Source organism: Paenisporosarcina sp. TG-14 (assembly GCF_000297555.1).
GTDB lineage: Bacteria > Bacillota > Bacilli > Bacillales_A > Planococcaceae > Paenisporosarcina > Paenisporosarcina antarctica.
Genome location: NZ_AMGD01000100.1, coordinates 1 through 13,442, shown reverse-complemented (window position 1 = coordinate 13,442; position 13,442 = coordinate 1). Strand labels below are relative to the sequence as shown.

Sequence of the window (13,442 nt, the reverse complement as noted above, 5' to 3'; positions counted from 1 at the left end):
GCGACGAGGAGGCTCACCGCACGCCCCACGGAACGCGTCCGCTCGGAACGGAAATCAGCGTGTATCAGGCTTCTTATTCTTCAAGTTATAGTGTAGTAGGTTTGGCTAAATACGCAACTTCGTGTTGCTTCTGCGATTACTCGTCGCAAAATACAGAGTCAAGAGCTTTTGCAACGTCCTGTGGGCCCAAGCTTAGGTGATTTAGTAATAAGGCATGAATCTGCTCCCTTACTTAACAACATCGTTGAACAGAGCCATTTAAAAAGACAAAGAGTAGCAATGGCTACTCTTTGTCGTACACTAATGAAGTTTGATGTGTAACACCCGCCGGTACTTCGTGGTGGTGACGACAACGCGGTTCGTAAGCTTCAGTTGCACCAATTAAAATAATTGGATCTTCGTAGCCTGCTGGTTGTCCGTTGATAAGACGTTGCGTACGACTTGCTGGCGACCCACACACTTGGCATACGGCCTGTAATTTCATGACTTGTTCAGCAATAGTCATTAATGTCGGCATGGGTCCAAATGGTTCGCCTCGGAAATCTTGATCAAGCCCTGCAACAATTACGCGGAATCCATGATCTGCAAGACGTTGAACAACATCAACAATGCCTTCATCAAAAAATTGTGCTTCGTCAATTGCAATAACATCATATTCATCCGAAATATAGGCCCAAATATCTTTTGAGCTCTCGACTGGTCTCGCAATCACTTTTGCACCATTGTGACTTACTACTTCTTCTTCACTATATCGATTATCTATTTGTGGTTTGAACACGGCAATTTTTTGTTTCGCAAATTGTGCGCGTCGCACTCGACGAATTAATTCTTCTGATTTTCCGGAAAACATGCTTCCGCAAATGACTTCAACCCAGCCAGATTGTGACATCACATACATGGAAGTCACTCCTTTCAAAACTCTCTATGCACTATCATACCCAAAATAGAGATTGATTTCCCGTCTTTTTTTTTGTTAGAACATGTGCTATGGCGGATTTGTGAAACTAAATATTCACTTGTTAGATTGATGGAGTCGGCAAGTCACGTCTTAAAGAGTTGACTGAGGTAGTGAACAGATGCATCGAATATGGTTTTCTGGTCACTTTGGATGGCAAACTAGTTAGCATCATAGCCTAAACAAAAAGCTATTTGCAAAGATTGTGTTAGGTGGTTGGTTTATTCGGCTAGAGAGTGGTTTTATTCCGCTTCGCAGTCATTTTAATCGGCTTCGCGGACCATTTATTCGGCTTCACATTAGGTTTAATCGGCTTCACCCATTAAAAGGGATTATTTGTTCCTTTTTTCGCTGCGCTCCTGTTAAAGTTGTTCACTTCCTATATAATTTGTTTGAATCGCCCAACTCTCGCGGAATTCCCAAAATGAATAGTAGACAGCTAGACACACTCACAACAAAAAAATAGTCGCTTAGAGCCGGAGCTCTAAGCGACTATTTGATCATTACTCTTGAATATCTTCTTTAAGACCATATTTTTTGTTGAAACGGTCAACACGTCCATCCGCTTGCGCGAATTTCTGTTTGCCAGTATAGAATGGATGACATTCTGAGCAAAACTCAACTTTAATGTCTTCTTTTACTGAACCTGTTACAAATGAGTTACCACATGAACATGATACTGTAGCTACTTTGTGTTGGGGATGAATTCCTGTTTTCATCTTAAATCTCCTCTCGCCCTGAACCATCTGGAACAGAGTTGTTTATTTGACTGTTACCTTACACGACCCGTTTATTTCAGTCGTATATGTTACAGAGTATGATAATTCTACCGATTTAAATTATAGCAAATATACTTAAAGAAATCAAGTACTCCGTTCAAAACTACTGAATGAACTACACTTTTTTACAGTAAGCCTTTACCGCCTCTTTTTTCTTTCATTTCCGTATTTAATTGTTCAAAAAATTCTTCATTCGTTTTAGATTGACTTAGTTTCTTCAAGAAACGCTCACCGAAATCGTTTGAATCTGAGAACGTTTTACGGATTGCCCAAAGTTTTTCAAGTTGGTCAGCAGGAATTAGTAATTCTTCTTTTCGTGTTCCTGAGCGACGAATGTCTAGTGCTGGGAAAATTCGGCGTTCTGCTAAATTGCGGTCAAGGTGAAGTTCTAAGTTACCTGTTCCTTTGAACTCTTCGTAAATAACTTCATCCATACGTGATCCCGTTTCTACTAAAGCAGTTGCTAAAATCGTTAAACTTCCGCCTTCTTCAATATTACGAGCTGCACCGAAGAAGCGTTTAGGACGATGGAATGCTGCTGGGTCAATACCACCTGATAATGTACGGCCACTTGGTGGTATTACTAAGTTATAAGCACGAGCAAGACGTGTAATTGAGTCCATTAATATAATAACATCACGTTTATGTTCTACTAAACGCATCGCACGATCAAGAACTAATTCAGCTACTTTGACATGATTTTCAGGCACTTCATCAAATGTAGAGCTCACAACGTCTGCCTTAACTGAACGCTCGATATCTGTTACTTCTTCTGGTCTTTCATCAATCAGTAACACAATCAGTTCAGCATCAGGATAATTTGTGGAAATCGAATTTGCAATTTCTTTAAGAATCATCGTTTTCCCCGCTTTTGGCGGTGCTACTATTAATCCACGTTGACCAAAACCTACGGGCGCAACTAGATCCATGATACGTGTCGAAAGTTTACTTGAATCAGTTTCTAGTTTAATATGACGGTCTGGATATAGCGGAGTTAACGCTGGGAAATGAACTCGATCTTTCGCTGAATCCGGATCCTCCCCGTTCACTAATTCCACCTGTAATAAACCGTAATAGCGCTCATTTTCTTTGGGCGGACGGACTTTTCCTGTTACTTTATCTCCGTTGCGTAAGTCAAAACGTCGAATTTGGGATGCAGAAATATAGATATCTTCTGAACTTGGAGAATAGTTGATGGGGCGCAAGAAACCAAAGCCTTCAGACTGAATGATCTCTAAGACACCTTCCATGAAGAAAAAGCCTTCTTGTTCGGCTCGTGTTTTTAAAATCGAAAAAATTAGTTCTTTTTTCGTAAGTTTACTGTAGTAAGAGATTTTCAACTCCCGCGCAAGCGCATACAGTTCTTTTAACGTCATACTTTCTAGGTCAGCAATCTTTAAAATTGACATGAAATGGCACCACTCTTTTACATATTTTGTTGTGTCTACTCAGGTTGGATGGTTTTGCAAGAATTGGTTTTAGTAGAAGATGCCTGACCAAGATGTGGTCAGGCACAAATTATTGAAGTTAGACTTCCATCATATGATGAGGTTTTTTCTTCAAGCTGTGTCGTCCCTCTATGAAACGGACTGTACCTGATTTAGCACGCATGACTAATGAATGAGATTCTGCATAGGCTCCCTTAAACTGAACACCACGCATTAGCTCACCATCTGTTACACCAGTTGCTGCAAAGATTGCGTCATCACCTTTTACAAGGTCTTCCATTCGAAGTACACGATTTACGTCAAGTCCCATACGAATACAACGTTGTAATTCTTGTTCGTTTTGAGGAACTAGTCTACCTTGAATTTCGCCACCTAAACATTTTAATCCTACTGCAGCTATAACGCCTTCAGGAGCGCCGCCAAGTCCGAATAAAATATCTACGCCTGTTTCATCAAATGCTGTGTTGATTGCTCCTGCTACGTCGCCGTCATCAATCAATTTAATACGAGCACCTGATTTGCGAATTTCATCAATAAGTTTTTGATGACGTGGACGGTTTATTAGAGTTGCCACAACGTCTTCGATGTCTTTATTTTTTGCACGAGCAACCGCTAATAAGTTATCCGTTACAGAAGCGTTAATATCGACTTTACCTCTTGATTCAGGACCTACTGCCAATTTTTCCATGTACATATCTGGCGCATGAAGTAAGTTGCCTCGGTCTGCAATTGCAAGAACTGCTAATGCATTCCAGCCACCTGATGCGACGATATTTGTTCCTTCTAATGGATCTACTGCTATATCAACAGCTGGACCACCCAAGCCAAGTCCTAGTTCTTCGCCAATATATAGCATTGGTGCTTCGTCCATTTCGCCTTCGCCAATTACGACGACGCCTTGCATAGGGATTGAATTAAAAACGTCACGCATAGCTGTAGTTGCTGCATCATCCGCTTCAATTTTCAAGCCACGGCCCATCCAACGTGCCGAAGCGATTGCTGCGGCCTCCGTAACACGTACTAACTCCATTGATAAACTGCGTTCCATTTAAAGTGTGCCTCCCGTTATACGGTCAATTATTTATGTAATTCTTCCACCTGTCATTATATCATAGGAGACAAGTGGAAGAATTTTTAATTTAGATTTTTTCTTTAAATACAGGTTTTGCGTCTTCTAATGTTTCACGACGAATATCTGCACCTAGCCCACGTAATTTATCAATTATTGAGCTGTAGCCACGTTCGATATGGTAAATGTCGCGAATTTCCGTCTCGCCTTCAGCAATTAGGCCAGCTAAAACAAGAGCTGCCCCTGCTCGTAAATCAGATGCATAAACTGAAGCAGATTCTAATTTTGTTGGACCTGAAATAATGGCAGTACGTCCCTCGACACGAGCACTTGCATTCATACGTTTCAACTCATCAATATGTTTGAAGCGTGCTGAATAAATCGTGTCAGTTATAACAGAGGAGCCCGTTGCCTGTGACATCAGAACTGAGAAGGGTTGTTGTAAATCCGTTGGAAAACCAGGATACACGAGTGTTTTAACATCCACTGCCTGCAAGTTCTCTGATTTCGGGATAAAAATACTTTCTTCGCCTTCTTCAACTTTGACGCCCATTTCTCTAAGTTTCGCAGTTAATGCTTCGACATGGAATGGGATGACATTATCAATCGTAATACCGTCACCAGCTACCGCTGCCATAATCATAAATGTACCTGCTTCAATTCGATCGGGGATAATGGTATGGTTCGTCCCGTGTAATTCCTCAACGCCATCTATACGAATAACGTTCGTTCCGGCACCTTTAATTCTTGCACCCATGTTGTTTAATAACGTTGCAACGTCAATGATTTCTGGTTCTTTTGCTGCATTCTCAATCGTCGTTTGACCCTTTGCCTTTACAGCTGCAAGCATAATGTTAATTGTTGCGCCAACACTTACTACATCTAAATAAATTTTCGCTCCACGTAATTCATCCGCACGCAAATAAATGGCACCATGTTCGTTGGTTACTTTTGCGCCAAGAGCTTCAAAGCCTTTGATATGCTGATCAATTGGGCGTGGTCCTAAGAAACAGCCGCCTGGCAAGCCTATTACCGCTTTGTTGAAACGGCCAAGCATTGCACCCATTAAATAATATGAGGCACGTAATTTTTTTACGTTGCCATTTGGTAATGGCATGTCTTGCATATTAGTTGGGTCGATATACATGGTCCCAGCATCAAACCTTGCTTCCCCACCAAGTTCTTCAAGCAATTCTTTAAGAGTTCCAACATCCGATATTTCCGGTAAACCTTCAATCGTGACAGGAGAGTTTGCTAAAATAGATGCTGGAATTAATGCTACCGCACTGTTTTTTGCACCACTTACTTTAATTGTTCCTTGTAATCTTTGTTGACCATTAATTTTAAAAACGTCCATTTTTACACCTTCATTCATTTCAAGAGTTAGCTTATTCTGCACTTTTTCGGCTATTCCAATCCGCCAAAAATGCATCAATTCCTTTATCCGTTAAAGGATGTTTAAACATTTGTTTCATTACGTTAATTGGCATAGTGCCAATATGTGCACCTTGAAGCGCTGCGTCAGTCACATGTTGTGGGTGACGAATTGATGCGGCAATTATTTCTGTATCAATATTGTGTATTTCAAAAATTTCAGCGATTGTACTAACTAAATCCATTCCGTTATGACCAATGTCATCTAAACGACCAACGAATGGTGAAACATATGTTGCACCAGCACGTGCTGCTAAGAGTGCTTGATTTGCACTGAAAATTAATGTGATATTTGTTTTAATGCCTTCTTTTGAAAATACAGAACATGCTGCTAAACCATCTGGTGTCATCGGTAATTTCACTGTGATATTTGGCGCAATCTCAGCTAGTTCACGACCTTCTTTAATCATTCCATCTACGTCTAATGCAATAACTTCTGCACTTACTGAACCTTCAACAAGAGCAGTGATTTCACGTAAGCGATCATGGAAAGAAATATTTTCTTTTGCCACAAGCGATGGATTAGTGGTTACACCAGATACAATGCCCCATGCATGTGCTTCTTTTATTTCTTCAAAGTTTGCTGTATCGATAAAAAATTTCATTATTACTTTCCTCCATATGGAAAAAGAGGAGAAGGGCGCATTATTCTAAAATGGACTCTTCTCCAAACATTTTCGTGTATTATTTTGAAATTACGCTTTTCCAGAACTTCCGAAATCACGCATTTTCCCTTGTACAGTATTTTTAATTGCATTACGAGCAGGAATTAAGTATTTACGTGGATCATAGACATCCGGATCACTATTTAGTAAATCACGAATCGCTTTTGTCGCCACAATTTGATTTTCTGTATTCACATTAATTTTCGATGTTCCTAAAGAAATTGAACGTTGAATATCATTTACTGGAATTCCAGTTCCACCATGCAATACAAGTGGCAAATCGGATAATTTCGAGATTTCTTCCATTTCAGCAAAGCCTATATTTGGTTCACCTTTGTAAGGACCATGAACCGATCCTAATGCTGGTGCTAAACAGTCAATATCTGTGCGAGAAACTAGTTCAGCACAATCTTGTGGATTTGCATAAATAACGCCATCTGCAATAATGTCATCTTCTTGACCACCAACTGTTCCAAGTTCCGCTTCAACAGAGACACCATGTGAATGTGCATATTCAACAACTTGAGAAGTGATTTCAATATTTTCTTCTAATGGATGATGTGAAGCATCAATCATCACGGATGTGAAGCCAGCATCAATTGCTTCTTTACATTTGTCGAAACTTGAACCATGATCTAAGTGAATAGCCACTGGTACAGTTATTTTGTAGTCGATCATTAAACCTTTTACCATATGAACAACGGTAATGAAACCGCCCATATATCTTGCTGCTCCTTCAGAAACTCCTAATATTACTGGAGACTTTTCTTCTTCAGCTGCTTGTAAAATAGCTTGTGTGAACTCTAAGTTATTTATGTTAAATTGTCCGATTGCATAGCCTTCTTTTTTTCCTTTAATCATCATTTCTTTCATTGATACTAAGCCCATTAAGAAGCCCTCCAATTTATCGTCTACTAGTTTGTTTTAAATGTCACGCGTACTTTCTTTTTTAATTGCTTTAGTCGTCGAGCTTGAAAGGCGCTTTGCGCATTTCTCTTAAATCATACCAAAAACAGGCAGCGTTTGCCACTGCCTGCGTTTTTCAATCTCTTAACATTTCATTTACAGCATCACGTAATTCATAAATGTCAAATGGCTTTGTGAAATAGTGAGAAGCACCCAAATCCATTGCCTCTTTTATTAAATCCAGTTCTCCGTATGCTGTCATCATTAATACTGGCACGTCTGGAGTGCGCGTTTTTATTCTTTTTAAAATTTCTATTCCATCCATCCCAGGAATCTTCATATCTAAGAGAACACCATCCGGCTTAACTCTCTCAGCAATATCTAATGCTTCAATTCCATTTGCAGCAAGAAATGTAGTGTATCCTTCTCGTTTAAAGACTTCGTTTAAAAGCAATCGAATTCCTTGTTGATCATCCACAATCAGTAACTGTTTCATGAAAACTTACCCCTTTTTTACTAATAGTATTACTGTACTCATTCTACAATGTTTTCCATATTCCTGCATAAAATAATTATTTTTAATACTTCTTTTAATTTTTAATGAGATTAGAACATACATTCTACAATAAAGTCTATATTTCTTGATTCTTTAACGTGAAACGATGCTTTCTTTTCTAATCGAAAACCTGAGAAGCACAAAAATCGGTTGTACAAAATATGACGTTGGTGAAATTTTTTTATTAATATCTATGAAACTAAAAAAGCCTGATACACGCTGATTTCCGTTCCGAGCGGACGCGTTCCGTGGGGCGTGCGGTGAGCCTCCTCGTCGCAAAAAGCGTGCTCCTTTGGGGTCTCACCTGTCACGCTAATCCCACCGGAGTCGCCGCTCTTCACTCCAATCAGCTAAGAGAATATAGGAAACATAAGTTCAGATAGATCCCTACCGTTACTTTTAAAGAAAACTTCATAAAAGAAGGGACTTTTAAAGGGAAAGTATGTACATATGTCCTTGGAAAATTGACAGACAACCCTACACATTGCGGAGGGTGCGGTGATACTACCCATGATTCGGCCAACGCTTAGCGACAAGTATTGAAGAAGAATCGTTAGCGTATGATCAAGTATTAAAAGCGAATTATAGGCTCTATCAAGAACTTATAAAAGCTATGTTTGGTACGGATTTTAAAGCATTAGAGACTGGTCTAACTAGATCTGTTTCACCTTTAATTTCAAGATATATGAGAACAAGCTTAAAGAAAACATCTTCCGTTCATAGAAAACAGCATAATTCTACTTTTAAGCCACTGGATCAGGCAATTACATTCTTATTTTAGTTGCTTGGAGTGCAAGATGGCGAGAAAACATGTGCTCCTGCGGTTACTCGTCGCAAAGATATTGGACGAATGACAGTTCGTCCAATATCTTTCCAGCGGGATAAGCGCGAGCTGAAGACACCACAGGAGCGTATTTTTCGCGACGAGAAGGCTGAAGCCGTGCCCACGGAAAGCGTCCATCTGTTTCTGTTTCTGTTTCTGCATCGCTTTGCTAGCTTCGAAACATGGTAGTGATTTGCATCGCTTTGCTAGCTTCGAAACATGAAAGTGCGCTGGAGCGGAAAGCAACGGGATACATTATAGCCGACTAAAATCTTCATCAACGTCATTTGACAAAGAACCGAAAAATCCCGCTCCTTTTCAAATTACGAAGGAGTGGGATTTTTTTATTTATTATTCCCCTATTGCCGCTTTTATGAATTGGCGGAATAGTGGGTGTGGACGTTGTGGACGAGATATGAATTCTGGGTGGAACTGAGATGCGACGAAGAATGGGTGATCTGGAATTTCGATTACTTCGATTAATCGGCCATCTGGACTTGTCCCAGAGAAAATAAAACCAGCTTCTTCAAATTGCTCACGGTATTCGTTATTAAATTCATAACGGTGACGGTGACGTTCGTAAACCAACTCTTGGCCATATGCTTCAAACGCTTTTGTACCATGCACTAATTTACATGGTTGAAGTCCTAAACGCAGTGTACCACCTAAGTCTTCTACGTCTTTTTGTTCAGGTAATAAGTCGATGATTGCATATGGTGTTTGTGGGTTTAATTCAGATGAATGTGCATCTTTTAATTGTAAAATATTACGTGCAAATTCAACCGTTGCAAGTTGCATCCCTAAACAAATGCCGAAGTATGGCAAGTTGTTCACACGGGCATAAGCAGTTGCTGCAATTTTACCTTCAACGCCGCGATCACCGAAGCCACCTGGAATGATAACGCCATCTACATCGCTTAACCATTCTGCTACATTGTCTTCATTGATGTGTTCAGCATTGATCCATTTCACTTCAACGTCTGTATCAAATGCAAACCCTGCATGTTTCATTGCTTCAACAACTGAAAGATACGCATCTTGTAATTCAACGTATTTTCCGACTAAGCCAATACGTACTTTTTTCGATAAGTTTTTCACACGGTCTACTAAAGCTGTCCACTCCGTCATGTCTGCTTGTGGGGCTTCAATGCCTAAGTGATCTAAGACGATTTGGTCCGTATTTTGCTCTAAAAGCATTAACGGTACTTCATATAATGATTCCGCGTCACGCGCTTCGATTACTTCGCTTGCTTTAATGTCACAGAACAAAGCAATCTTATCTTTCATATCTTGTGGCACTGGAAATTCAGTACGAACAACGATAATGTTTGGTTGAATTCCTAAACTACGTAGCTCTTTAACACTATGTTGAGTTGGTTTTGTTTTCATTTCTTTAGCCGCACGGAGATAAGGGATTAACGTACAGTGAATGTACATGACATTTTGTGCACCGAAGTCGCCTTTCATTTGGCGAATTGCTTCTAGGAATGGCAGGGACTCGATGTCACCAACTGTTCCCCCAATTTCAGTAATGACTACATCTGCATTTGTTTCTTTTGCAGACCGTACTAAACGTTCCTTAATCTCATTTGTAATATGTGGAATTACTTGAACTGTTCCACCAAGGTAGTCTCCACGACGTTCTTTTTTCAAAACAGCTGAGTAGACTTTACCTGTTGTTACATTGGAGAATTTGTTGACATTGATGTCAATAAAGCGCTCATAGTGACCAAGATCTAAGTCTGCCTCTGCACCGTCATCAGTTACGTATACTTCCCCATGTTGATATGGGCTCATCGTCCCTGGGTCTAAATTGATGTAAGGATCGAATTTTTGAATCGCTACGTTTAGACCACGATTTTTAAGCAAACGACCGAGTGATGCCGCTGTAATACCTTTACCTAGTGAAGAAACAACTCCACCGGTCACGAAAATATATTTTGTCAAAACTAACTCCTCCTAAAGATAAATTTGAAACTATGTGTTTTTATAGGGATTCTATTTCAAGCTAATATGCCCAGTTTCGGGCTTTTCAAATAAAAAAGCGCTCCTCCTGCAGTGTTTGCAGGGGAGCGCATTATATATGCGTTTAATCTCCCTTTTTAGGGAGCCCAAGTAAAAGAGTAATCGGAATGACTAAATAAGTCAAGACCTATTAATTTTCGTCCTCTTCGTCTTCTTCGTCATCCTCGTCTTCGTCTTCGATTTCAAAATCGGCGTCCGTATTGAGAATATCTTTTGCATCATCCACATCTTCATCATCTTCGTCGTCATCTAAATCAAAGTCTTCCTCTTCGCCATCTTCAACGAATTCATCGAAGTCTTCTTCAAACGCGATTTCATTATCATCTGAATCATCGAAATCATCGTCATCTTTAGATGCTTTTGTTTTCTTCTTGCGGACTTTAACAGTCGGTGCTGTTTCTTCTTCAATTTGTTCCACTGGGTACCACTCGCGTAAGCCCCAACGGTTTTCCGAAATTGCAAGGAAGCGCCCGTCAATGTTCATATCTGTATAATACTGTAGTTTACGCTCTTTCATTTTCACTTCAGTAAATTTGTTTAGTTTTTTAATTTCATCTAGCAATTCTTGTAATGTTAAAGACTCATGTTTTTCTTCTAATATTGCATGTCCTAAATCGATAAACGATTCTTCACATAGTTGTTCTTTTGTCATTTCACGAAATTTCAAATCGTGCACGTCCTTTCTACATACGTTGGCATAGTACCCATTATATACAAACCTCATTCAATTATGCTACCTTGATTTATTGTTTTTTCCTTCACTTAGCTTAAGAAGGGCAAAATAAAACAAGTAAATCGATAGTAATATTAATGGAATAGATCCCAATTGTTTATTATACAAGAAAAATGTTGCGATAAGGCATGTCAAAATCACGATAATATGTATAACATTTTTCATGCGTGACATCAGCCTCCCCATTTCTCTTGTTCTATTATACCTAAATATGCGAAGAAGGTCGTCAATATCAATCTTGATTCTGAATTTTTTTTACTTAGCATTTCTCTAATTGGTAATGTATGTAATAATTAAAGAAAATTCTCCCTATAGAAAAGGATAAAATTGATGACTAAAAAATTAAAACTATTTACACTTACGTTTTTTATTGTATTAATCGGTTTCCAATATTGGGTTACTCTCAATGAACAAAAAACACCACCTTCACCGGAGTGGAGTCGTTCCATTCAAACAGATGGACGTTTTGATGACTATGTAGATTTTCAAAGTTTACCTACTGAGAATGGTTATGCCATCAGTTTGAAAACGTTTGACCAACTGCATAATTTAGATTGCACGAAAACTTTTGAATGTGTACATATTTGGTCATTCGGAGATTTGAATACACGTAAATCAATTTGGAGTGACGGGGATACGACATATTTTATTGATGGAGACTCTCTCATTCGTTCGAGCACGTCCCCTTCGACCGGTAATAATGTGATCATTGCTAAAAATGTAGAAAATTTCGCAAAATCCGATGACACCTTAGTATATTGGCAAACCAATCAAAAACTAATAGTTGAGCAAGATGGTAAGGAAGCTGTCACCCTTAACGTTGAACAGCCTGTATATGCGACACATATTGTGAATGATCATATTTATGTAATTTCGTATGATGTGTCATCGTATCTATATACTGTGTACGAAGTAACAAATGATTTACAGCAACTGTTCCAATTTACTACTAATCCAAGTGAAATTATTCATTCATTTAATTTGGTTTCACTGCAAGATGAGCGAGTCGGTATGTTAATAGAGTCTGAAATCATTTCCGGGGGCAATCGTAAAAAATCAGTTCGTACTGGATTTTTTAACACGGTTTCTCCAGAATCTCCCTCCTTTTCCACTCTCGCTTTTATTGATAAGGAATCAGGAAGTGAGTTAAGTGATATTCGCTTTCCTAGTGTCTTTACTGGAATATCAGGAACATATATAACTTTTTCAGCATCGATGTTCGATTCAACAGGAACAAAAGTGAATCAAGTTTTCGTTGGAGACTATGATGACACGATGATAGAAGCTTCAGCTGTTACGAAAACAGGAAATTATTTCATACGTCCACATATGATTAATGATAATACAGTAGCTTACTTCAAAACAAATGGTAAGCAACAAGAGCTGATGTTTTCTTCTTCATCTAGAGAATACCGTGCGTTAAGTGCAAAAGGGCTAAATGGCGACACCAAAGATGCACTCTATACATTCATCACATTGTTATTTAATGGACTTTTGCTAGTCTTACTGTCGTTTACATGGATAATTCCAGCATTTTTCATTAGTTATGGTTCACTTGCATTAATGAGGAAATGGTATCAAAAAAATGTATTTATCAAAACCTATCTTATCCAGGTGGGCGCTTTATTACTTTTACAACTATGGTTATTTTCGAAGATTTTCAACTCGGAATCAATGGTCTCCAGAGCTCCTTATTTAACAGAAGTATGGCATGTTTGGGTGGTGGTATTTGTTTCAGCGATTGGATGTATCTTGCCAGTTGTTTTATCACGCACAAAGATTACTGAAGACAATAGCCATTTAATGATTTTATATGCAACGGCGATGAATTTAATGATTTTGTTCTTCTTACTCGGCCCGTATTTTATATAGTTATCAAGAATGGCCTTCCAGTTGAAAGTGATTCATTCACTGGACCACTTTATTATCAGGGTTTCAGTTCGTTTGGTGTGGCAAATCTGCTGCATCATAACCTAGGGAATAAATAGAAATGCGATGTGACGTTGTCACATCGCATTTCTTCTATCTTTATGGCAATCTTGCGGCGGG

Annotated in this window: 11 protein-coding genes; 1 reads left to right on the top strand and 10 read right to left on the bottom strand. The window is 39.1% G+C overall.

Annotation, left to right across the window (positions count from 1 at the left end):
- Positions 1 to 283 precede the first annotated feature (283 nt).
- The 10 genes from C406_RS0118410 to rpoE all read right to left on the bottom strand — a co-directional run bounded on the left by C406_RS0118410 (position 284) and on the right by rpoE (position 11,327).
- On the bottom strand, positions 284 to 898 hold the full coding sequence (locus tag C406_RS0118410; RefSeq protein ID WP_017382130.1) for a thymidine kinase: 615 nt from the start codon (positions 896 to 898) through the stop codon (positions 284 to 286).
- A 560-nt stretch (positions 899 to 1,458) separates the two neighbouring features.
- Positions 1,459 to 1,674: a 50S ribosomal protein L31 gene (gene rpmE, locus C406_RS0118405; protein WP_017382129.1), complete on the bottom strand. Its 216-nt coding sequence runs from the start codon at positions 1,672 to 1,674 to the stop codon at positions 1,459 to 1,461.
- A 185-nt stretch (positions 1,675 to 1,859) separates the two neighbouring features.
- Positions 1,860 to 3,143: a transcription termination factor Rho gene (gene rho / locus C406_RS0118400; protein WP_017382128.1), complete on the bottom strand. Its 1,284-nt coding sequence runs from the start codon at positions 3,141 to 3,143 to the stop codon at positions 1,860 to 1,862.
- 118 nt (positions 3,144 to 3,261) lie between these two features.
- Positions 3,262 to 4,230: a class II fructose-bisphosphatase gene (gene glpX / locus C406_RS0118395; protein WP_017382127.1), complete on the bottom strand. Its 969-nt coding sequence runs from the start codon at positions 4,228 to 4,230 to the stop codon at positions 3,262 to 3,264.
- 91 nt (positions 4,231 to 4,321) lie between these two features.
- Entirely contained in the window at positions 4,322 to 5,608 is a 1,287-nt protein-coding gene (locus C406_RS0118390; protein WP_026045751.1) for a UDP-N-acetylglucosamine 1-carboxyvinyltransferase, read from the bottom strand.
- 31 nt (positions 5,609 to 5,639) lie between these two features.
- A complete protein-coding gene (fsa, locus tag C406_RS0118385) occupies positions 5,640 to 6,290 on the bottom strand; it encodes a fructose-6-phosphate aldolase (protein ID WP_017382125.1) in 651 nt (216 codons plus the stop codon).
- Positions 6,291 to 6,380: 90 nt separating this feature from the next.
- Entirely contained in the window at positions 6,381 to 7,238 is an 858-nt protein-coding gene (locus tag C406_RS0118380; RefSeq protein ID WP_017382124.1) for a class II fructose-bisphosphate aldolase, read from the bottom strand.
- A gap of 154 nt (positions 7,239 to 7,392) precedes the next feature.
- The gene (locus C406_RS0118375; protein ID WP_017382123.1) at positions 7,393 to 7,752 is read right to left on the bottom strand and encodes a response regulator; all 360 of its coding nucleotides are present in this window, start codon (positions 7,750 to 7,752) and stop codon (positions 7,393 to 7,395) included.
- 1,234 nt (positions 7,753 to 8,986) lie between these two features.
- The gene (locus C406_RS0118370; protein WP_017382122.1) at positions 8,987 to 10,582 is read right to left on the bottom strand and encodes a CTP synthase; all 1,596 of its coding nucleotides are present in this window, start codon (positions 10,580 to 10,582) and stop codon (positions 8,987 to 8,989) included.
- A 208-nt stretch (positions 10,583 to 10,790) separates the two neighbouring features.
- On the bottom strand, positions 10,791 to 11,327 hold the full coding sequence (rpoE, locus tag C406_RS0118365) for a DNA-directed RNA polymerase subunit delta (RefSeq protein WP_017382121.1): 537 nt from the start codon (positions 11,325 to 11,327) through the stop codon (positions 10,791 to 10,793).
- Positions 11,328 to 11,723: 396 nt separating this feature from the next.
- Between rpoE and C406_RS0118360 the strand changes: the two genes are divergently transcribed.
- Complete coding sequence (locus C406_RS0118360; RefSeq protein WP_017382120.1) at positions 11,724 to 13,265, top strand: hypothetical protein; 1,542 nt, start codon at positions 11,724 to 11,726, stop codon at positions 13,263 to 13,265.
- Positions 13,266 to 13,442 lie beyond the last annotated feature (177 nt).

Bases quoted from the DNA above. Each gene is read 5' to 3' on its own strand.
- rpmE (WP_017382129.1), bottom strand. From the start codon at position 1,674: ATGAAAACAGGAATTCATCCCCAACACAAAGTAGCTACAGTATCATGT.
- C406_RS0118375 (WP_017382123.1), bottom strand. From the start codon at position 7,752: ATGAAACAGTTACTGATTGTGGATGATCAACAAGGAATTCGATTGCTT.
- C406_RS0118360 (WP_017382120.1), top strand. From the start codon at position 11,724: ATGACTAAAAAATTAAAACTATTTACACTTACGTTTTTTATTGTATTA.
- C406_RS0118380 (WP_017382124.1), bottom strand. From the start codon at position 7,238: ATGGGCTTAGTATCAATGAAAGAAATGATGATTAAAGGAAAAAAAGAA.
- C406_RS0118390 (WP_026045751.1), bottom strand. From the start codon at position 5,608: ATGGACGTTTTTAAAATTAATGGTCAACAAAGATTACAAGGAACAATT.
- C406_RS0118410 (WP_017382130.1), bottom strand. From the start codon at position 898: ATGTATGTGATGTCACAATCTGGCTGGGTTGAAGTCATTTGCGGAAGC.
- glpX (WP_017382127.1), bottom strand. From the start codon at position 4,230: ATGGAACGCAGTTTATCAATGGAGTTAGTACGTGTTACGGAGGCCGCA.
- rho (WP_017382128.1), bottom strand. From the start codon at position 3,143: ATGTCAATTTTAAAGATTGCTGACCTAGAAAGTATGACGTTAAAAGAA.
- fsa (WP_017382125.1), bottom strand. From the start codon at position 6,290: ATGAAATTTTTTATCGATACAGCAAACTTTGAAGAAATAAAAGAAGCA.